Below are 21,565 nucleotides of genomic sequence, written 5' to 3' on the forward strand. Positions count from 1 at the left end.
GAAAAATTCAGCTAAAATCCGCCAATTTTTTTATTCGCTGTCGAATCAAAAGTGGTAGATTCTAGTAATTACAAGGTATCTTCCAGCAATTTTATTCTAAAGTCATTGACTAAACAACGGCATAGAAAAAGACTGACGAGGAAATCGTCAGTCCTTCTTTGTGAATGTTTTAGAGCTCTTCTGAATCCTGGAATGTGTTCAGCATTTCTTCGACCATATCCCATTCAGCGTCCGTTTCGATTGGGAACAGCTCAATATCGTCGTCTTTCTCGCCTTTGTCTTCATAACGGAAAGCGAAGACTTCTACATCTTCTTCGTCTTCTTCAGAACTTTCTACTGGAACCAATACCATATATGATTTTTCCGTTTCATCCACATCGAATGTGAAAAGGACTTCAAATAAATGTTCCTCTCCATTCTCATCCGGGATGATGATCCGCTCTTTTTCTTCTTCTGCCATTTGAATACACCTTCTTTTTTAGTTTGCAGCTGGGCTGTCTAAGTAGCTTTGTAAAATAAGTACCGCTGCCATTTTATCAATGACGCCTTTACGTTTCTTTCGACTGACATCTGCTTCGATAAGCATCCGTTCTGCAGCAGCCGTCGTCAAACGTTCATCCCACAGAACCGTAGATACGTTTAATGTATCCTCGATGAGCTGTGCAAATTCTTGACACATTTCTCCACTGGGACCAATCGTGCCATTCATATTTTTCGGGAGACCGACGACGATTTTGTCTACATCGTTCTTTTCGACCAATTCACGGATATAAGCCAAGTCCTGGTCAATATCTCCCTTACGACGGTACGTTTCGATGCCCTGTGCGGTCCAACCGAGGGCATCGCTCAATGCAATTCCGATCGTTTTCGTACCGAGGTCCAAACCTAATTTTCGCATGTTCTTGATTTATCTCTCACTTTCCTGGTGCTGGACTAAGTAGGATTTCACTAGCTCCTCAATCAATTCATCACGTTCAAGTTTCCGAATTTTGCTTCTTGCATCGTTGTGACGAGGAATATAAGCCGGGTCACCAGAAAGGAGGTAACCGACGATCTGATTAATCGGATTGTATCCTTTTTCTTGTAAGGAATCATAAACCGACAACAACACATGCTTGACATTGGTATCCATTGAATCATCTTGAAAGTTGAACTTTACCGTTTTGTCAAATGAGCTCATCTTGACACCTCTCTTTAGCGTATGAATTTGGAAGCCCCCATAACTCTAATTTCATTGTACCTTACGCATACAGGTTTAGGAAATGGATTTGACGAATTCGTAAACATAATTTAATGCTTCGTCAAGTTTTGCAGGTTCTTTACCACCTGCTTGAGCCATGTCAGGACGGCCTCCGCCGCCTCCGCCACAACGGGTAGCGACTTCCTTCACGATTTTCCCTGCATGATACCCTTCTTTCGTTAAATCATCGGTAACTCCTGCAACGATATTCACTTTTTCATTTTGAACGGAACCTAACACAACTATTCCATTTCCAACTTTATTTTTCAAATCGTCAACAATGGAGCGTAGGTTGTTCATGTCACTTGCAGAGACTTTCTGCGCTAGGACCTTCACGCCGTTCACTTCGACGACATCGTCCAATAAGGAACCTGCTTCAATGTTTGCGAGCTTGCTTTTCAGTGATTCATTTTCACGTTGCAAGTCACGAATCTGCGTTTGTAAGCCTTCTACTCTTGTCGGCACATCGTTCAAGTTCGACTTCAGAATATCAGCTGTGTTCTTCAACACTTGGACTTGGCCGGAAAGGTGGCGATACGCACCTTCACTCGTCACGGCTTCAATTCTTCGGGTTCCTGCACCGATTCCGGATTCAGAAACGATCTTGAACAGTCCGATTTCTGCTGTGTTGCGAACGTGACATCCACCGCAAAGCTCGAGGCTGTAATCGCCGACTTGAACGACGCGGACTTCGCTTCCGTACTTCTCACCGAATAAAGCCATCGCTCCCATTGCTTTTGCTTCTTCAATCGGTTTAACCATTTTATCAACCGAAATGGAGCTCCAGATTTTCTCGTTCACAATGGATTCGATTTCCTCGATCTCTTCAGAAGTCACCTGATTGAAGTGAGAAAAGTCAAATCGAAGACGATCTTGTGTCACGAGTGATCCAGCCTGATTGACGTGCTTTCCTAAAACATCCTTCAAAGCCTGATGAAGCAAATGGGTTGCCGTATGGTTCTTGATGATTCCTGAACGGCTTGTCTCATTGACGACAGTCTCAAGTTGCTCACCAACGCGAAGCGTACCTTTTTCTACAAGGACCGTATGGAGGTTCTGACCATTCGGTGCCTTTTGTACATCTTTAACGACTGCGAAGACTTGGTCGTTGCTTAAAGTACCTTTATCCGCAATTTGACCTCCACTTTCTGCATAAAACGGTGTTTCATCAAGGATTACGAGTACTTCTTCGCCCGCATTCACTTCCTGAACCGTTTCTGTCCCCTTCACGATGACGCTCACTTTCGAAGAGCCAGATAATCGATCGTAGCCGATGAATTCGCTCTTTTCGTTGATATCGCTCAACACACTTGTCTGCACTTGCATAGAGCCTGTATCCTGGCGAGCAGCACGAGCTCTGTCTCGTTGCGCTTCCATCTCAACCTGGAATTGTTCACGGTTGACCGTCATATTCTCTTCTTCAAGGTATTCTTCCGTCAACTCGAACGGGAATCCATAAGTGTCATACAGTTTGAATGCATCGGACCCAGAAAGCTCCGTTTGACCATTTTCTTTCGCTTTCTTGATCATTTCTGATAAAATCGCAAGACCTTCGTTGATCGTCTCGTGGAAACGTTCTTCCTCGTTCTTGACGACCTTTTGGATGAAGTCCGTGTTTTCAAGGACATTCGGATAGAATTCTTTCATGACGTCTGCTACGACTGGAACGAGTTCATACATGAATGGCTTGCTGATATCCAGCTGTTTTGAGAATCGGATTGCTCGACGGACCAGACGACGAAGTACATATCCACGCCCTTCGTTTGACGGTAATGCTCCGTCTGCGACTGCGAATGTCACTGTACGGATATGGTCAGCAATGACTTTGAAAGCTGTGTCGATTTCTTTACTCTTGCCATATTCAACACCTGAAATTTTTTCGGTCGCCTCTATCATCGGCATGAACAGGTCTGTTTCATAGTTCGTCGGTGCATCTTGAAGCGCACAAATCACACGCTCTAGCCCCATACCTGTATCAATGTTCTTTTTCGGAAGCGGTGTGTAGCTACCGTCTGGATTATGATTGAATTGTGAGAAGACGAGATTCCAGATTTCCAGGTGACGTTCATTTTCTCCACCAGGGAAAAGCTCAGGATCATTCGGGTCGTTTCCGTATTGCTCACCTCGGTCAAAGAAAATCTCCGTGTTCGGTCCACTCGGACCTTCACCGATATCCCAGAAGTTTTCTTCTAGTCGGATGATCTTTTCTTTCGGAAGCCCGATTTCGTTGTGCCAGATGTCGTGAGCTTCATCGTCTTCAGGGTGGATGGTGACCGCTAATTTTTCAGGGTCGATTCCAAGCCAATCCTCACTTGTGAGGAATTCCCATGCCCAGTGGATCGATTCCTTCTTGAAGTAATCACCGATTGAGAAGTTCCCGAGCATTTCGAAGAACGTATGGTGACGAGCTGTCTTACCGACATTTTCAATATCATTCGTACGGATGGATTTTTGAGCGTTGACGATACGAGGGTTTTCAGGAACGACACGACCGTCGAAGTACTTTTTCAATGTTGCAACTCCACTATTGATCCATAGCAAAGACGGATCTTCATGTGGAACGAGTGATGCACTCGGTTCTACCTTATGTCCTTTTTCTTTGAAGAAATCGAGAAACATTTGTCTTACTTGAGCGGATGTTAATGTTTTCATTTTTGTACCCTCCTTAGAGTCTAACTTAATCACATAGCTGTAAAAATCAAAAAACTCCCGTCCTGTATAAAAACAGGGACGAGAGTTATCACGCGGTACCACCCTGGTTACGAATACGTATTATGTATCCATCACCTCGACACATTAACGGTGTGCGCCGGCAGGTTTTGCCTGCATTCCGGATCAGCGTTCGGTCAATCTTCATCTAGAACCCCTTACAGCCGGAGGGGGTTCCTCTCTACAAGATGGGCTTTGACTTACTCGTTCCATCATCACTTTACATGTTTATGGTTAATTTCCTAACTGTGGATAATTATAGACTTACCCATTATTCATTGTCAACATTCCTGAAATGTTTCCGGGTATGCAAAAAGATGACCTTCCCTACCGCAAATATCGGAACGGCTAACAATAATCCAACAACTCCACCGATTTCACCACCAACAAGAAGTGCAAATATGATCATGATCGGGTGAATATGCAACGTTTTACCGACAATCAGCGGACCGAGAATATTGCCTTCAATGAATTGCAGCACGATCAGGATACCCAGGACGATCAACAATTTGTTAACCGAGATGGTAGCCGCAATCAACGCAACAGGAATCGCTCCGATAATCGGTCCGAAATAAGGAATGAAGTCTGTCACCCCGATAATGAGTCCAAGAATGACGGGATAAGGTACCCCTGCTAGCCAAAAAGCAAGGATGGCGATAAGGGAGAGCGCAACTGCTACCGTCAATTGTCCGCGGATGTAGTTACCGAGTGACTGATCGACGTCTCTTGCAAGTCGCTTACCCGGTTCACGCCATTTTTTCGGAGTGATGTTACCGATCATCTTATAAATGACGTCGATGTCCTTCAACATGTAGAACACAAGAAACGGAATGACGATCCATGCGAAAATGTTACTCCAGAACACTTTGATGGTTTCTATGACACCTTCAATCATGCCATCAAGGTACCGTTCAGTTGCATGAAGTGTTTCCTCAAATTCTTTATGGACGACTTCAGGGAGATTGTCTGTCCGTTCGTAAAATTCCCGAACCCATATTTTGTACGTATCCGAGAGGACAGGTAGTTGTTCGCTCAGCCCTTTCAATTGCTCAATCAAATAAGGGATGCTCTTAAAAATAAGAAACCCGGTGCCTCCGAAGAAAGTAAGATAGATGATGAGAATGGCGATGGAACGTGGCAAGCCCTTACGGTGCAACCACTCCACAATCGGATGCAACAAATATGTGATGAAAATGGCAACAAAAAAAGGAACGAAAATCGTCTGGATCACATCAAGGATCGGATGCCAGAAAGGTCCTATTTTCATAAATACGAAGATGGACAATAGCAGGAGGAGAACCATTCCGAGTCGAACAAGTGCTTCAATTGTAAACAGTTTTTTCATAATCTCCACCGGATCTCATTCCATATTTTCAGTCATTCTTAAGTTGCACTTAAATAGTGACCCTATTCAAGAACCGGTGAATCTTCTGTATGAATTAAAATGAACTGACCTCCTCAGAGTGTCAGTCCATTAGTAGATTGCTTTTGCAATTCGTTTACGAAGTTTTTTCATCTTCCGTGACGAAAAGGTTCCGTTATCATAAAGCGTTTTGACAAGATAGGCTCCGGCACATGTTGTAGCGATTGTCATAATCGTACGGTTCATTCACAGCCCCCTCTTACATAGATATGCTTAAATCGTCATCCTCAAACAAATCATCGAGTGAAGTCAAACTCCCATCTTCCTCTACTTGATTCAGAGCAAGTTTGCCATCCACGATCGTCAGTTCAATAAAACAACCCCAACAATAGAATTGCTCTACCCCTATTTTGCCTAAGTCTTTGCATTGGCAGTTGGGACATCTCATTTCTTGTTCCTCCTCTTGAAACATCAACCTTGTTGGCTGATTTTTTGAAATGGTAGGAATAGGATGTCCCGTTTCACTGCTATCTATACGTTTTCACTTGTCTGGGTGCTGTTGATCCGTTTCTTCAACTTCTCATCCAGCAACGAATTTCTTGAACCGGCGTCATTTTGTTGGACCGCTCTTTCAAACGCATCCATCTCTCCACAAATGATTAAATATTCCTTACTCCTCGTTACCGCAGTATAGATGAGATTCCGCCTTAGCATACGATAATAGCCTCTCACAATCGGTAAGACGACGATGGGAAATTCGCTCCCTTGCGATTTATGAATAGAGCAGCAGTATGCATGGGTGATCTGATTCAAGTCCGTCTTTTTGAAGGTAACTTCGATTCCATCAAATGATATGACGATCTGTTCTTCTTTGTCTTTCGTTTCTTTCGCATAGATGATTGATACGATTTCACCGATATCTCCGTTGAAGATTTGCTCTTCAGGCACATTGACGAGTTGAAGCACCTTATCGCCGACCCGGTATTTCGTATCAAAATAATCAATCTCACGCTTTTGATCAGATGGTGGATTGAACATGAGCTGAAGCTCACGGTTCAACTCATCGATCCCAGCCTTACCACGGTACATCGGTGCGAGCACCTGTACATCTCGAGCTGTAAAACCTTTCGCGAGGGCACTTTTACAAACTTGCAAAACTGCCTGAGACGCCTGCTCTTGTGAACAAGGGAAAAATCGTCTGTCGGGCTGTGGCGATTGAAGATCAGAAGGTAGCCTGCCTTCTTTCATCTCATGCGCGAGTTGAACGATGGTTGAGCCTTGAGCCTGTCGATAGATTTGATCGAGTTTTACCGTCGGAATGACATTTGAGGCAATCAAATCTTTCAACACTTGTCCGGGACCTACGGAAGGGAGCTGGTCCTCATCACCGACCATGACAATCTGGATATCCTCTGGCAAAGCGTCGAACAACCGGTAAGCCAATCGAAGATCAACCATCGACATTTCATCAATGATCAATAATCTGCCCTTGATTGGATTATCTTCATCGTATTCAAACCCGCTTCCACCTTTCCAACCGAGTAAACGGTGGATCGTAACCGCGGGGATACCTGTCGACTCGCTCATCCGCTTGGCTGCCCGACCTGTAGGCGCAACAAGTAGGAACGGGAATTCCCCGTCCTCATAGTCTTTAGGATCGAGGGACACCCCATGGATCTCAGCATACACTTCAATGATTCCTTTGATGACCGTTGTTTTTCCGGTACCCGGTCCACCTGTCAAGATCATCATTGAAGATGTGATCGCTCTTAGAATCGCGTCCTTTTGAGCTTCGGCATACTCCATCCCATACTGTTCTTCTAAAGAACCAAGCGCGGTGTAGAAGTCCGATTGCTCAATGCGATCATAATCACCCTGCTTCAAGACCCGTTCAATCGTTTTGATGAATCCGAATTCTGAAAAATAGAGTGAAGGAAGGTATGCATTTTCATCCTCGATATACACCTTTCCATCACCATGTAATTGAACGATTTCCGTGTAAAAATCAACCTCTTCCTCAAGGACCGGTTTTGTGAACAGTAGACTTTTCGACTCTTGTATGAGGTCTTCTACCGGAATATATGTATGTCCATGTTGGTTTGATAGTTCTTTCAGACAATAAAGGAGACCGGCTTGAATCCGTTCTGAGGAAGCTTCCTCTATTCCAAGTGCCTGCCCGATTTCATCCGCTCGTTTGAATCCGACGCCATCAATATCATAGATTAATTGATACGGGTTGGACTGGATGATGGAAATGGCCTCTCCTTGGTACGTCTGATAAATTTTCATCGCGATGGATGGTCCGATTCCGTATCTGTGAAGGGTACTCAGCAGTTGTTCAAGCCCTTGATGCTCCATCAGCGTCTCGTAAATGGTCTTCGCCTTCTCCTCATTGAGGTCAGGGACGTCATTCAACACTTTCGGGTCTTCAATGATCCTTGTAAATGCATCTTCACCAAGCGATTTGATGACTTTTTCAGCAGTCTTTTTCCCGATGCCACTAAACAGATCACTTGAAAGATACAAAACCATCCCGTCTTCCGTGCGAGGCAAATCTTTCCGGTAGAACTCCACTACGAATTGCTTTCCGTATTTCGGGTGATCTTTCACATCGCCCCAAAAGATATACGTCTCATCCTCTAGTAAAACAGGAAACGTGCCGACGACGATCAATTCTTTCTCCATTTCTGCCAAATTCGTATCTTTGGTTTCTATTTTCAATACGGTGTAGTAGGTTTCTGAGTTTTTGTAGATTACATGGAGGATCGATCCTTTTACGAATCGCTTCTCCTCCGTTCCCAAATTAAACTGACCTTGTAACTCCATATACTCGCCCCGCTAATCAATCATTGTTTTCAGTGGACTCTCGTAATTCCTTTACCATTTTCAGACCGTTGTGTGCCAGGATATGGTCTTCTTGGTGCTCGACCGCTTTTTTGAACATTTCCTCTGCCTGATCGACTTGTTCACGATACAGATAAGCAACTCCTAGGTTGTAATAGGCATCTGAATGAGACTCATCCAGTTTGATCGTACGCTCGAGTGCATCAACTGCCTGTTCGAACATTTGCAGCTTTCCAAGTGCCATGCCGTATTGGAACCATGCGTCAACATCCTGACTGTTCTCTTCGGTCGCCTTCTGGAAATGCGGGAGTGCACGTTTGTCATCTCCTAATTGCACAAAGCTCATCCCAAGCATGAAATGGCTGTCCCCATCTGCTAGTCCTTTTTTGATCGCATCAATGAACAGGTCCACTGCATCATCGAATTGTTCCAATTTGTAAAAGACGACACCTGCCCCGTAGTAGGCCGCTGCCAGATTTTCATCCAATTCAATCGCCTTATCGAAAAAGCCCATCGCTTTTTCATACTCCCCAACGAGTTCCAGGAGATTCCCAAAGTTTACATAAGCAATCGGATCATCCGGCTTTTCCTCGAGCGCTTTATGAAAAGCCTTCGCCGCATCCTCGTATTTCCCTTCTTTCATCAGTTGTATGCCTAGTTGATTGTGATCTTCTGCCATGATCTCTCCGCCTCCTCCATTTTAGTTAACCTTAATTGTAGAACGTTAGAGTTCCTCTTATAAGCTCTATTGTTGATATTCGAAGAAATCAACAATCTCCTCATTAAAAGAAAATGGACCTCGTCAAACGTTCAATTTGAAAAGGTCCACTGTTGTCATGCATTTCATCGACTACAAATACGAAATCGCTTCTTCTTTCTTATACACTTTATCGATGGTTCCTCCACCGAGGCAGACATCTCCATCATAAAAGACGACTGCTTGTCCAGGAGTGATCGCTCGTTGTGGTTCATCGAATACGACGTCATACAATCCGTCATCACGTTTACGAACAGTTACGTTACGATCCGGCTGACGGTAACGGAATTTCGCAGTGCACTTGATTTCGTCTGGCATTTCCTTACCGGTCATCCAACTGACTTTCGTCGCAGTCAGCTTATCGGAATATAAAAGTTCATTATGGAAGCCTTGTTCCACGAAGAGAACATTGCGATCCAGGTCTTTACCGACGACGAACCAAGGATCACCATCTCCACCAATGCCTAGACCATGACGCTGTCCGATTGTGTAGTACATCAGCCCGTCATGTGTGCCTTTCTTTTCACCAGAAAGAGTTTGCATTTCGCCTGGTTGTGCAGGGAGATATTGACTTAAGAATTCCTTGAAGTTCCGTTCACCGATAAAGCAGATTCCAGTACTGTCTTTTTTCTTAGCGGTTGCAAGTCCAGCACGTTCCGCCATTTCCCGGATTTCCGGCTTGTTGTATTCACCGATCGGGAACATGACTTTCGAAATTTGCTCCTGGCTCAATTGATTCAAGAAATACGTTTGATCTTTGTTCTCATCCACTCCGCGAAGCATGACCGTTTCTCCATCTCGATGGTCGACTCGTGCATAATGCCCAGTAGCGACATAGTCCGCTCCAAGACTCATCGCATGCTCAAGGAATGCTTTGAATTTGATTTCCTTGTTGCACATAACGTCTGGATTCGGTGTGCGCCCTGCTTTATATTCTTCAAGGAAGTATGTGAACACTTTATCCCAATATTGCTTTTCGAAGTTCACCGCATAATAAGGGATGCCGAGCTGGTTGCAGACTCGGATGACGTCTTCATAATCTTCCGTAGCGGTACATACGCCGTTTTCATCGGTATCGTCCCAGTTTTTCATGAAGATTCCGATCACATCATAACCTTGTTCTTTCAAAAGTAACGCTGCCACCGAGGAATCGACCCCACCGGACATACCGACGACCACACGTGTATCTTCTGGTCTTTTTTCCATTGTTCACACCTCCATTCACATAGATGTTAAGCGTTTGACGATCTTGACTGTCTCATTCGCCGCACGCTCGATTTCTTCCATTGTATTCCCATAACCGAAACTGAATCGGATGGCTGATGTCATTCGTTCATGATCTTCAAACATCGCCGCCAACACATGGGAAGGCTCAATGGATCCAGCTGTACAAGCCGACCCGCTTGAAGCTGCAATCCTGGACAGGTCCAGGTTGACGAGCATGGATTCCACATTCGTGCCAGGGAAACTGACATTCAGTACATGCGGCAGAGAATATTCAATGGATCCATTCAGTATATACTCAATACCCTCTTCTTGAAAAATTTCCAGCATACGCTGCTTGAAGGCTTTCAAGTTTTCATGGCGGTCCATCTTCTCTTCCTGGATCAGTTCCACTGCTTTCTTCATTCCCATGATGCCTGGAACGTTTTCGGTACCCGCTCTCCGTTTTCGCTCTTGTTCGCCCCCGAACGCTCTCGGCTCAAGTCGAACACCATCGCGTACATATAGGAAACCGTTCCCTTTTGGACCATTGATTTTATGAGAGGAAATCGACATCAGATCAATTCCGAAGTGCTTCACGTCAATCATGACACTGCCATAGGCCTGTACAGCATCCGTATGGAAAAGGACGTCTTTTTCACTCGTGATCGCACCGATTTCTTGAATCGGTTGAAGGGTTCCGACTTCATTGTTTCCGTACATGATGGTTACGAGGATTGTATCATCCTTGATCGCCTCTTCCACTTGTTGTGGACGAACCCGACCTGTTTCATCGACAGGAAGATATGTGACTTCGAAACCATTGTCTTCGAGGTACTCAACAGCGTGCAAGACCGCATGGTGTTCCACTTTGGATGTGATGATATGCTTGCCCTTATTCTGCTGAGCAAGTGCTGCTCCGATAATAGCCATGTTGTCCGCTTCCGTTCCACCACTTGTAAAAACAATTTCGTTGAAGCTCGCATTGATGCTCGCTGCCATCACTCTTCTCGCTTCGTCCAAAGCTTGGCGAGTATTCCGCCCGAATTGGTGGATACTCGAAGGATTTCCGTATTGGGTTGTAAAATAGGGGACCATTGCTTCTACAACTTCCTCCCTCGTAGGGGAAGTTGCCGCATGGTCCAAATAAATGGCATTCATGTTATCACCTTATCAATATAGTAAAGTTCCCGTTCTTTATTAAACCATCCGTTTCATTTTTAAACCTTCATTAAATGTAGAACATATACGCTTCTTGGTCATCATCATTACTATAAGAAGCCAGTTCGTCCAGTGTTGTACTATCTAGCACTTCTTTCACTGCGTCTCGGATCTTGATCCAAAGGTCTCGCTTAGCCGGCTCTTCATCATCGAGGATTTCGACGGGTGTAATCGGTCCTTCGAGAACGCGGATGATGTCTCCTGCCGTTATCTTTTCCGCATCGCGGGTCAAAGTATACCCTCCATATGCGCCACGAATACTTTTGACAAGTCCAGCATTCCGGAGCGGTCCGACTAATTGCTCAAGGTAATGTTCGGAAAGGTTGTGTTCCTTTGCAATCGACTTCAAAGAAATGGGGCCTTCACCGTATTTTTTTGCGAGAGCAATCATGATGGTCAATCCGTACCGTCCTTTTGTTGAAATCTTCATAGTATCCTCCTCGATTCACTAAGCATCTATCCATCATAGGGGTTCACCCCGTAGAAATGACACGTTCATTTTAACTATGACATTATAGCATGAAATGGGTTATTCTTGCATTCATTCCGTTCCTATAGTATCGTTCAGATGAATTATTTATGCTTATCTAGAAGACGTTTAGAACGGTCCATGAAAGGACGTGAAGCTATGGATTTATTTGATATGTCGATGGATGAATCACCGAGGGGCAAACCACTTGCTGACCGGATGAGACCTAGAAGGTTGGATGAGTTTATCGGTCAGGAACATATTGTCGGCAAAGGGAAATTGCTGAGACGAGCGATTGAAGCGGATCAGCTTTCAGCTATGATTTTCTTCGGTCCACCTGGGACGGGAAAAACGACACTATCTAAAATCATTGCTAACACAACTTCGGCGCACTTTGAACAGATCAATGCTGTTACATCTGGTGTCGCCGATATTCGAAATATCACGACACAAGCAAAAGAACGTTTGAAGATGGACAATCAGAAAACGCTTCTTTTTATCGATGAAATTCATCGTTTCAATAAAAGTCAGCAGGATGCGCTTCTTCCTTATGTAGAGGACGGTACGATCATCCTGATTGGTGCTACGACAGAGAGCCCGATGTTCGAAATCAATCGCGCTTTGTTATCACGATCAAGATTGTTCCGATTCGAACCGCTTACGGACGGTCATATTAAAAAAGTGCTAGAAACCGCCATCAGGGATGAGGAGCGCGGATTCGGCAAACATAATGTACAAGCGGATGATCAAGCACTGGACCACCTCGTTGATGTTGCCAACGGTGATGCAAGAACTTCGCTGAACGCATTGGAACTAGCGGTCTTAACAACGAATCCTGATGAGGATGGCATCATTCACATCACGGTAGAAATTGCAGAAGAATCCATTCAACAGCGTGTGTTGCAATACGATAAACAGGGAGACAATCATTACGACACGATATCAGCATTCATCAAAAGTATCCGTGGTTCTGACCCAGATGCGACACTCTACTGGCTGGCTAAAATGATTTACGCAGGTGAAGACCCGAAGTTCATTGCACGGCGATTATACGTCCACGCAGCAGAGGACGTCGGGTTGGCAGATCCAAATGCTTTATTGGTCGCACAAGCGGCAGCTCAAGCCGTAGATTTCATTGGTATGCCTGAAGCTCGAATCCCGCTTGCTGAAGCTGCACTTTATCTTGCCACTGCTCCGAAAAGCAATGCGGTCATCACCGGAATCGATCAAGCGTTGAAGGCAGTCAAAAATGAAAAAGCCGGTCAGGTCCCAACTCACTTGAGGGATGCCCACTACAGCGGAGCAGAAGAACTCGGTTCTGGCATCGGGTACAAATATCCCCATAATTTCAAAGATGGCTATGTTCCACAGCAATATTTGCCTGACCATCTGACACATAAGACTTTTTACAATCCGAGTGAACGAGGCTATGAAAAAACAGTCTCCAGAAGACTCGACTACTTCACCGAACGGAAACAAAAAGGCGAATAACCTAGTATTTTAAATATAGTAAACTTGTATAGTTTCTCTCTTTCTTGTCCATGATAAAGCTAAAAAGCCTAATCGAATGGGATGAAAAAGGAGAGAACCTTTATGACAAATCAACGCCAAGATGCGTGGTCTGAAGAAGATGATCTATTATTAGCAGAAACCGTGCTACGACACGTACGTGAAGGTAGCACACAATTACAAGCTTTTGACGAAGTCGGCGACAAGCTTGATCGTACATCAGCAGCGGTCGGTTTCCGTTGGAACGCCATCGTTCGTAAAAAGTATGAGCAAGCATTGAAAATTGCGCGAAGACAACGGAAAGAGCGAAAGCGTGCAGCTGCATCCAATACACCTGTAGCTAAACCACAGAAAGAAACTACTTATCAAACTCGTTTTGAAGATCCTATGGATTTTGAAAACTATCATCCTCTTTCTGAGCGGAAGAGTAAATCGGAGCAAACAACAGTGGAGTCAACACCTGAACCAGTGACTGCTGAAACCAATCCGGCAAATACTGAATTTGCACAGGAAGAAGTTCCATATAAAGCACCAGCTCCTTCAGTAAAGGCTCAAAGTCCAGTGGAATTGGATTCTGTCATAGCCTTTTTACAGAACTTGAAACATCAAGACACGGCCTCATCCTCTGTCAAACAACAGAATGAACGCTTAGAGAATGAATGCCGTACTCTTCGTCAACAAAATGAAGAGTACCAAAATGAACTACAAGAATTGAAAAACAATTATGCTTCATTGAAAGAAGACTATCAAGCCCTCCTTCAAATCATGGATCGTGCAAGAAGAATGGTCCTCCTACAAGATCAGGAAGAGCTTTCGTCTTCTAAATTCAAAATGGACAAAAACGGCAACTTAGAGAAAGTAGCGAAGTAATGCACAAACCCACCGCCTAGAGGACGGTGGGTTTTTTACGTTATCGGATACGATTGATGGTGATATCGTTCTTTTCAATGATCTTATTGATGACATGTCCAGCCATAATCAAGCCGGATACTGATGGAACGAATGCGTTGGAAGATGGCGGCATTTTCGCCTTACGGATCTTCGCATTTTCATCCGGGACGATTTCTTTACGGATTTCTTCTCGGATTTGGATCGGCTTTTCATCAGAAAAGACGACGTTGATCCCTTTGTGGATGCCCTCTTTGCGAAGTCTCGTACGGATGACTTTTGCAATTGGGTCATAACTGGTTTTTGAGATATCTTCGATTCTCAACCGGGTAGGATCCATTTTGTTCGCTACCCCCATGCTGGAGATCATCGGAATCTCTCTTCTGAGACACTCTTTCATCAAGTGGATCTTGTACTCGATCGTATCAGAAGCATCGACAACGAAGTCTAGAGGATAACTGAAAAATTGTTCGTACGTCTCTTCCGTATAGAACATTTTCAATGCTTCCACTTTACAGTCTGGATTGATATCTGCGATGCGTTCTTTCATCAGATCGACCTTAGGTTGTCCGACTGTGGATACCAATGCATGGATTTGACGGTTGACGTTCGTGATATCGACATCATCTTTATCCACCAGGATCAAGGTTCCGACACCTGAACGTGCCAACGCTTCAGCAGCGAAAGAACCAACACCGCCGATCCCTAGAACGGCAACAGTCGCTCCTTTCAAAACCTCGAGCCCGTCTTTTCCTATCGCTAATTCATTTCTTGAGAATTGATGTAACATCTATATACTCCTTCCGTGCTCTTGTTGCAAACCAATATCCATAATAGCATATATGAAACGGAAGAATGAATGCAACTTGAACATAAGAAAAACAACCAGGTTTCCCTAGTTGTTTTTGTGTAATTCTTGGAAAGAGTCCCATATGTGCCGTCCTCTTGTTCCTCAGTGTTGAACCTGCCTGTAAAACGTGGGTGCCTTGTTATCACCATTATGCGTCCTTTCACTGAAGGCTTGCACGCCGGTCATAAACTCAGACTCCCATATTGAATGTGTTGGCTCAAACGTTCGGCAGAAACGTACACCTCAGGACTCTTTGTTATTGTAGTTATAGAATAGCATAAGGATTTTGAGTTTTCAATCTATTTGTCAGTGTATTCTCAAAAATCAGACTTCTATACCAAGTTATGTAATGAATTGAAATAGACCTTGACACTGTAGGGTGGACGGAACCTTAGCTGCCACAACCGTTCACAATTTTAAACCTGATTTTATGCGGTTTATTCGAATTGTGACTAAAGTAAGAAAAACATGCCTGAACAAAGATGCAAGACATGGTCATGAGTGCATGATTCTTTGATTTTTTTAACGCTCCTAACGTCCCCAATTATCCGTTTTTTCTCATTATCGAGGACGCTAGAACACTTTTCTTCTCCCTTAAGAATAAGGCCTATTTACACCTTATAAAAAACCGCCCTCCACAAGGAAGGGCGGTCTCGACTCTTAAGATTCGTTTGTTACTTTATCCTTTTTCACATTCAAGTGTAGGTCATCCAATTGTTGTGGGCTGACTTCACTTGGGGCATTCGTCAACAGACAGCTTGCGCTCGCTGTTTTCGGGAATGCAATCGTATCACGAAGGTTCGAACGACCCGCAATCAACATAACGAGACGGTCTAATCCAAGTGCAATACCACCGTGTGGAGGCGTTCCATATTCGAATGCATCCATCAAGAAACCAAAGTCTTCATGCGCTTGTTCTAGTGTAAATCCGAGCGCCTTGAACATGCGTTCTTGGATTTCTTTTTGATAGATACGCTGAGATCCTCCACCGATTTCATAACCGTTCAAGACGAGGTCATACGCTTGAGCACGCACATTGACTGGGTCCGTCTCCAGCATATCCAAGTCTTCTCTCTTCGGCATTGTGAATGGATGGTGAGCTGCTACGTAACGATTCGCATCTTCATCAAACTCAAGCAATGGGAAGTCGACGACCCAAAGGAAATTGAACTTTTCTTTGTCGATCAGCTCGAGTTCTTTACCAAGCTTCAAACGCAATGCTCCAAGACTTTCTGCGACCACCTTCGGTTTGTCTGCCACAAACAAGAGCAAATCGCCTACTTCTGCTCCGAACGCTTCCATCAACTGTTTCTGCTTATCTTCATCAAAGAACTTTGAAATGGGTCCTTTTAGGCCTTCTGCTTCTACTTTCATCCAGGCAAGACCTTTTGCGCCGTAAACTTTTACAAACTCAGTCAGTTGATCGATGTCTTTACGGGAGTATTGATCTGCTTTCCCGCTAACATTGATCCCCTTCACGAGTCCACCTGACTCCACAGTAGATGCGAATACTTTGAAGTCTGAGTCCTTGACGAGATCCGAAACGTTGACGAGTTCCATTCCAAAGCGCGTATCCGGCTTATCAGATCCGTAACGGTCCATCGCTTCTGCATATGTCATACGTGGAATCGGCGTCTGTATCGTAACACCTTTCGTTTCTTGTAAAACTTGTGTCATCATCTTTTCCGTCATTTCAAACAACTCTTCTTGCTCCATGAAGGATGTCTCGATATCGACTTGTGTGAATTCCGGTTGACGGTCTGCACGAAGGTCTTCGTCACGGAAGCAACGAACGATTTGATAATACCGCTCGAATCCAGAAACCATCAGTAACTGCTTGAAGATTTGTGGAGATTGCGGCAAGGCATAAAAGTGGCCTGGATGCACCCGACTAGGAACGAGGTAGTCACGCGCTCCTTCCGGTGTGCTCTTCGTCAACATTGGCGTCTCCATTTCGAGGAATTCATAACCCTCTAGGAAATCACGGATTTGCTTCGTTACCTTGCTTCTCATTTTGAGCGTTTCCTGCATGATCGGACGGCGAAGGTCCATATATCGATACTTCAGTCGAATATCCTCGCTGATCTCCTCTTTATCTGAAATGGTAAAAGGAGGTGTTTTCGCTGCGTTGATGATTTCAACTTGCTCAGCTTTGATTTCAATGTGACCCGTAGTCATCTTTTCATTAACGGTCCCAGCATCCCGCGCGACAACTGTTCCTTTGATGTCCATCACATATTCGTTACGCACTTTGTCTGCAATTTCAGCTGCTTCCTTGGAGACTTCAGGATTCACAACGACCTGTACGATTCCGGAACGGTCTCTTAAGTCGATGAAAATAAGTCCTCCTAGGTCTCTTCGCTTTTGAACCCAACCTTTCAGTTGAACAGTAGAACCGATGTCTTCTTTTGTAATTCTGCCGCAATGATGTGTTCTTCCAATCATGATTGTGCTCCTCCTTCAAGCTGTTTCAGTATATAGTCTTCTGCTTCACTAATGGAGACTTCAACTTGTTCTCCCGTACTCATATCCTTGATGTTGATCACGTCTTTTTCAAGCTCATCTTCTCCCAGCACGAGTACGTATTTGGCATTCAAACGATCTGCCGCTTTAAATTGAGCTTTCATTTTCTTATCCTGGTAATCACGGTCTGCTGTGAGACCCGCTTGACGCAGCGCATTCAGAATGGACATGCTTCGTTTCTTCGGCCCGTCACCAAGAGAAACGATATAGCAATCGACGCCTTTATCAACTGGAAGGTCGATTTGTTCCGCTTCGAGTGCTACAAGGAAACGCTCCAGACTCATCGCAAAACCGATTCCAGGTGTTTCAGGTCCACCGATTTCTTCGACAAGACCGTTGTATCGGCCCCCACCACTCAGTGTTGTGATGGCTCCAAAACCAGGTGCTTCACTCATGATTTCGAATGCCGTGTGATTGTAGTAATCCAATCCTCTGACGAGTGTAGGATCTACTACGTAAGGGACATCCAGTTCCTCTAGATAAGCTTTCACCTGTTCAAAGTACGCTCTCGAAGAATCGTTCAAGTAGTCTAAAATGGACGGTGCTGATTCCATTTTCGGGTGATTGCGATCTTTCTTACAATCAAGGATTCTGAGTGGATTCGTATCGATCCGACTCTGACAATCCTCACAAAGTTCGTTGATGACCGGCTTGAAGTGTGAAACAAGCGCTTCTCGGTGTGCGATCCGACTCTCCGTATCACCAAGTGAGTTGATGATCAGCTTCAAATGTTTCAATCCAAGCTCTTGATAAAGCTCCATCGCAAGTGCCATCACTTCAGCATCAATCGCTGGATCATTACTTCCAAGCGCCTCGATTCCGAACTGGACAAATTGTCTCGTACGACCCTTTTGTGGACGTTCATAACGGAACATCGGGCCGATATAATAAAGCTTCGTCGGCTGCTGTGGATCTCCGAACATTTTGTTCTGGACGAAAGATCGGACGACTGACGCCGTTCCCTCTGGACGAAGCGTCAAGCTACGGTCGCCGCGATCCTTGAATGTGTACATTTCTTTTTGGACGATATCAGTCGAATCACCGACACCCCGTTGGAAAAGTTCTGTATACTCGAAAATCGGTGTTCGAATTTCGTGGTAATTATATTTACGACAAAGCTCTTTCGCTTTTTCTTCGATCAACTGCCATTTCTCAACTTCCCCCGGTAAAATATCCTGGGTTCCTCTAGGAATTTGAAAGCTCATTCCAGTTCACTCCTCTTATTCTTGAAAGATAAATACTGTTTTTGATGATTTTGAAATTCACTCCCTTTCCGCGGGCGAACCGCAAGCCTCCTCGTTCGCTTTGCTCACTGTGGGGTCTTGCCTGGCTCGCCATTCCCGCAGGAGTGTCGTGAATTTCATTTTAGATCAACAAAGATAAGTAACAAAAATCCAATAAAAAAACTCCCATCCCTTCCTATTCCTTTTGTAAAAGAAATAAAGAAGGGACGAGAGTTTATTCCCGTGGTGCCACCCTAGTTGAAGTCCAGTGTCATCTGAACCTCCACTCTAGCTGCAGTTAACGCCTGCAAGACGTTTGATCCCTACTGCTCACGGTTCGGGATAAAACCTCCAGAGTGTCTTTCGTCCAGCCTCTCTGTAGAAATGCTTTCAGCCTATGGCATTTCCTCTCTCGACAGCAGTTACTGAAGTACTTTTCTCCATCAACGGTTTTCGTTCGTTTCATTTGAATTGATTACTATCATATGAGCTTTTAAACGCCATGTCAAGCACGATTTCAAAAATCAGCGTTGAATTTGCTGCTTCAATTTTTTTACCGCCTCTAAATTGACCCCGAACTCTTCTGCCAATTCATAATTGGTCATGCTCTGCTCTTTCTCTATGAACTGATGAAAATCCATACCAAACAAAGCTGTTCCTCTCTGGTTCAGGGCATCTTGCTTTCTACTTTTTCTCATTTGCCAAACCACCTATCGATTCTCTTGTTACGTATCATTGCCATAAATTCAGATTTTTTTACATCGGTAGAGGTTTTTATTGAATTTTGGAGAACCCCATATAAAGTATTACTCCTCAAGCCGATATAAGGAATAAAAGGGAAGTTATGGAGGTGTATGGATGAAAAGGTTTTGGTACGGTGTGCTCATGATGCTCTTATTGCTCGGTTCCTTTTCAACCGTCGGAGACAACATCGTCACTGCAGCAGACCATAAGAAAGCAAAAATCACGGTAAGTACGTTGAATGTCCGCTCTGGACCAGGTCTAGGTCATGCGGTCATCGATCAAGTACATAAGAACAAGGAATATCCGATCTTGTCTGAAAAAGGCGATTGGCTCCAAATCCAGATTGGTAGCAAAAAAGGATGGATCGCAGGATGGTACGCGAAAAAAATCACCACCTCTACCCATACAGGAGGATCGTCTGGAGATGGTAATGCTACTTCTGGCAACGGCACATGGATTTCTTCAAAAGTCGATGCATTGAATGTACGCTCTGGACCTGACACGTCATTTGCGGTTCTTGGCCAAATCTATCCTCATCAAAAATTTCAGTTGGTTGAAACAAAAGGCTCCTGGACGAAAATCAATTTCAACAACTCAACAGCATGGGTCGCATCCTGGTTGATCCAGTCTGCAAGTGCACCAGCCTCGAAAAAAGAAGAAACCACTTCGGGCAGTGGAGGGAAATCAACCGTCAATGCAACGAGCTTGAATGTCCGCTCCGGGCCTGGGACGAATCATTCTATTGTTGGTTCACTTCGTAAAGGGGATCAAGTCGAAATCCTCAACATCCAGAACGGTTGGTATGAAGTCAAGTACGCTCAAGGGAAAGGATGGGTCGCAGGTCGCTATGTAACAAAATCCGAAGAACAAACATCTGAGACACCTACTACTCCATCCGCACCTTCTACATCGACCAAGCGTGCGAAAGTGACAGCTTCCATTTTGAATGTAAGAGATCAAGGTTCTCTTCAAGGTAAAATCATCGGGCAACTGAAACAAGGAAGTACCGTCAACATTCTGAAGAATGATAGCAATTGGGCATACGTGGAATGGGACCGTTCCAAAGGATGGGTCGCTTCCTGGTTCTTAGAAGAAATCAAGGAGACCAATACATCGACTCCTGGAAACGATTTATCCAATGAACCATCCATCTCTCTTCTCTATGATGGAACGAATTTACGTAGCGGCCCTTCGACAAGCTATGCAGTCGTGGATCGCGGGAACAAAGGTGACCAGTTCCCAATCTTGTCCAAGGAAGGCAACTGGTACAAAATCAAGCTCTCAAGAAATAAAGAAGCGTATGTAGCCGGATGGATCGTGACAGTAGTGGGAGCATCCACACCAGAAGTGACTCACCCGACTGTCGGAGATCATCTGAAAGGGAAAACGATCGTCGTTGACCCTGGTCATGGTGGACACGATGGGGGCGCAGTAGGAACAACGTATGGCACCCTTGAGAAAGTATTGAATTTGAACGTCGCGAAAACGGTCTCTGCCAAACTGGAGTCGGCTGGAGCGAAGGTCGTCATGACACGTTCAGACAATCAATACATTAGTCTTCCTTATCGCGTCTATTTATCGCATGCACATAATGCAGATGCTTTCATCAGCGTGCATTTCAACTCATCCATTTTTCCAAGTGCGAGAGGCATCAACAGCTTCTACTATTCAAAAGGGAAAGACGGTCCGCTTGCGAGTTCCATGCAGGAGGAGCTTGTCAGACAAACCGGACTCTCCAACCGAGGAATTGCATTTGGTAATTTCCAAGTGCTGCGGACGAACCGTCAACCTTCCGTTCTTCTCGAGTTAGGATTTCTCTCAAACTCCCAAGAAGAACATTATATCCGCACGTCTGCCTACATGGAAAAAGCCGGACACGCCATCTACCGAGGTTTGGCGAAGTATTTCTCAAATAACTGATAAAATGAAGGAACTTCCAAACGGAAGTTCCTTTCTTTCTGTCCTTCATTTGAGTTGTTTTTCAAATTCGAGGATAGAAAGAACCTGATTCTGTCCTTCATT

General features: G+C 44.6%; 19 protein-coding genes, 1 other RNA gene and 1 other annotated feature. Of the genes, 3 read left to right on the forward strand and 17 right to left on the reverse strand.

The features are described from left to right. Nucleotides 1–169: 169 nt before the first annotated feature. From ACSVDE_RS10405 to cymR, 12 genes are all read right to left on the reverse strand, one after another. Nucleotides 170–460 (reverse strand): DUF1292 domain-containing protein, encoded by a 291-nt coding sequence (locus ACSVDE_RS10405; RefSeq protein WP_226546588.1) that lies wholly within the window; start codon nt 458–460, stop codon nt 170–172. 18 nt (nt 461–478) lie between these two features. After that, nucleotides 479–898 carry a Holliday junction resolvase RuvX gene (gene ruvX, locus ACSVDE_RS10410; RefSeq protein ID WP_439300828.1) on the reverse strand — a complete coding sequence of 140 codons (420 nt, stop codon included), beginning with the start codon at nt 896–898 and terminating at the stop codon, nt 479–481. A 9-nt stretch (nt 899–907) separates the two neighbouring features. Then, a complete protein-coding gene (locus ACSVDE_RS10415) occupies nt 908–1,180 on the reverse strand; it encodes an IreB family regulatory phosphoprotein (RefSeq protein WP_226546590.1) in 273 nt (90 codons plus the stop codon). Nucleotides 1,181–1,255: 75 nt separating this feature from the next. After that, nucleotides 1,256–3,892, reverse strand: a complete 2,637-nt coding sequence (alaS, locus tag ACSVDE_RS10420; protein WP_439300829.1) for an alanine--tRNA ligase — start codon at nt 3,890–3,892, stop codon at nt 1,256–1,258. Between the two features lie 328 nt (nt 3,893–4,220). Beyond that, a complete protein-coding gene (locus ACSVDE_RS10425) occupies nt 4,221–5,294 on the reverse strand; it encodes an AI-2E family transporter (RefSeq protein ID WP_439300830.1) in 1,074 nt (357 codons plus the stop codon). Between the two features lie 129 nt (nt 5,295–5,423). Continuing rightward, on the reverse strand, nt 5,424–5,558 hold the full coding sequence (locus ACSVDE_RS10430; protein ID WP_439300831.1) for a YrzQ family protein: 135 nt from the start codon (nt 5,556–5,558) through the stop codon (nt 5,424–5,426). 13 nt (nt 5,559–5,571) lie between these two features. Further along, nucleotides 5,572–5,760 carry a hypothetical protein gene (locus ACSVDE_RS10435; protein WP_439300832.1) on the reverse strand — a complete coding sequence of 63 codons (189 nt, stop codon included), beginning with the start codon at nt 5,758–5,760 and terminating at the stop codon, nt 5,572–5,574. A gap of 83 nt (nt 5,761–5,843) precedes the next feature. Beyond that, the gene (gene recD2 / locus ACSVDE_RS10440) at nt 5,844–8,138 is read right to left on the reverse strand and encodes an SF1B family DNA helicase RecD2 (RefSeq protein ID WP_439300833.1); all 2,295 of its coding nucleotides are present in this window, start codon (nt 8,136–8,138) and stop codon (nt 5,844–5,846) included. A gap of 16 nt (nt 8,139–8,154) precedes the next feature. After that, a complete protein-coding gene (locus tag ACSVDE_RS10445; protein ID WP_439300834.1) occupies nt 8,155–8,835 on the reverse strand; it encodes a tetratricopeptide repeat protein in 681 nt (226 codons plus the stop codon). A 171-nt stretch (nt 8,836–9,006) separates the two neighbouring features. Beyond that, entirely contained in the window at nt 9,007–10,119 is a 1,113-nt protein-coding gene (gene mnmA / locus ACSVDE_RS10450) for a tRNA 2-thiouridine(34) synthase MnmA (RefSeq protein ID WP_439300835.1), read from the reverse strand. A 15-nt stretch (nt 10,120–10,134) separates the two neighbouring features. Beyond that, nucleotides 10,135–11,277, reverse strand: coding sequence for a cysteine desulfurase family protein (locus ACSVDE_RS10455; RefSeq protein WP_439300836.1), 1,143 nt, complete (start codon nt 11,275–11,277; stop codon nt 10,135–10,137). A gap of 70 nt (nt 11,278–11,347) precedes the next feature. Beyond that, nucleotides 11,348–11,767, reverse strand: a complete 420-nt coding sequence (cymR, locus tag ACSVDE_RS10460; RefSeq protein ID WP_439300837.1) for a cysteine metabolism transcriptional regulator CymR — start codon at nt 11,765–11,767, stop codon at nt 11,348–11,350. A gap of 198 nt (nt 11,768–11,965) precedes the next feature. On the opposite strand from cymR, the gene ACSVDE_RS10465 reads away from it, so the two are divergent. Together ACSVDE_RS10465 and ACSVDE_RS10470 are read left to right on the forward strand one after the other, a co-directional pair. Continuing rightward, the gene (locus tag ACSVDE_RS10465; protein WP_439300838.1) at nt 11,966–13,297 is read left to right on the forward strand and encodes an AAA family ATPase; all 1,332 of its coding nucleotides are present in this window, start codon (nt 11,966–11,968) and stop codon (nt 13,295–13,297) included. A 102-nt stretch (nt 13,298–13,399) separates the two neighbouring features. Next, nucleotides 13,400–14,185: an RsfA family transcriptional regulator gene (locus ACSVDE_RS10470; RefSeq protein WP_439300839.1), complete on the forward strand. Its 786-nt coding sequence runs from the start codon at nt 13,400–13,402 to the stop codon at nt 14,183–14,185. 40 nt (nt 14,186–14,225) lie between these two features. Here the strand turns inward: ACSVDE_RS10470 and ACSVDE_RS10475 are convergent, their stop codons facing one another. From ACSVDE_RS10475 to ACSVDE_RS10495, 5 genes are all read right to left on the reverse strand, one after another. Continuing rightward, on the reverse strand, nt 14,226–14,993 hold the full coding sequence (locus tag ACSVDE_RS10475; RefSeq protein ID WP_439300840.1) for a tRNA threonylcarbamoyladenosine dehydratase: 768 nt from the start codon (nt 14,991–14,993) through the stop codon (nt 14,226–14,228). Nucleotides 14,994–15,124: 131 nt separating this feature from the next. Beyond that, nucleotides 15,125–15,306: non-coding RNA, 6S RNA (ssrS, locus tag ACSVDE_RS10480), on the reverse strand. A 407-nt stretch (nt 15,307–15,713) separates the two neighbouring features. Next, nucleotides 15,714–17,498 (reverse strand): aspartate--tRNA ligase, encoded by a 1,785-nt coding sequence (gene aspS / locus ACSVDE_RS10485; protein ID WP_439300841.1) that lies wholly within the window; start codon nt 17,496–17,498, stop codon nt 15,714–15,716. Beyond that, complete coding sequence (gene hisS / locus ACSVDE_RS10490; RefSeq protein WP_439300842.1) at nt 17,495–18,781, reverse strand: histidine--tRNA ligase; 1,287 nt, start codon at nt 18,779–18,781, stop codon at nt 17,495–17,497. The genes aspS and hisS overlap by 4 nt, the downstream gene beginning before the upstream one ends. A gap of 238 nt (nt 18,782–19,019) precedes the next feature. Beyond that, nucleotides 19,020–19,255: a binding site (T-box leader), on the reverse strand. A gap of 68 nt (nt 19,256–19,323) precedes the next feature. After that, a complete protein-coding gene (locus tag ACSVDE_RS10495) occupies nt 19,324–19,497 on the reverse strand; it encodes an RNA polymerase subunit sigma-70 (protein WP_439300843.1) in 174 nt (57 codons plus the stop codon). A 160-nt stretch (nt 19,498–19,657) separates the two neighbouring features. Here ACSVDE_RS10495 and ACSVDE_RS10500 point away from each other — a divergent pair, with 160 nt between their 5' ends. After that, complete coding sequence (locus tag ACSVDE_RS10500) at nt 19,658–21,463, forward strand: SH3 domain-containing protein (protein ID WP_439300844.1); 1,806 nt, start codon at nt 19,658–19,660, stop codon at nt 21,461–21,463. Nucleotides 21,464–21,565 lie beyond the last annotated feature (102 nt).

Origin of the sequence: Pseudalkalibacillus sp. Hm43, from assembly GCF_051842935.1 — a bacterium.
Lineage (GTDB): Bacteria > Bacillota > Bacilli > Bacillales > Fictibacillaceae > Pseudalkalibacillus.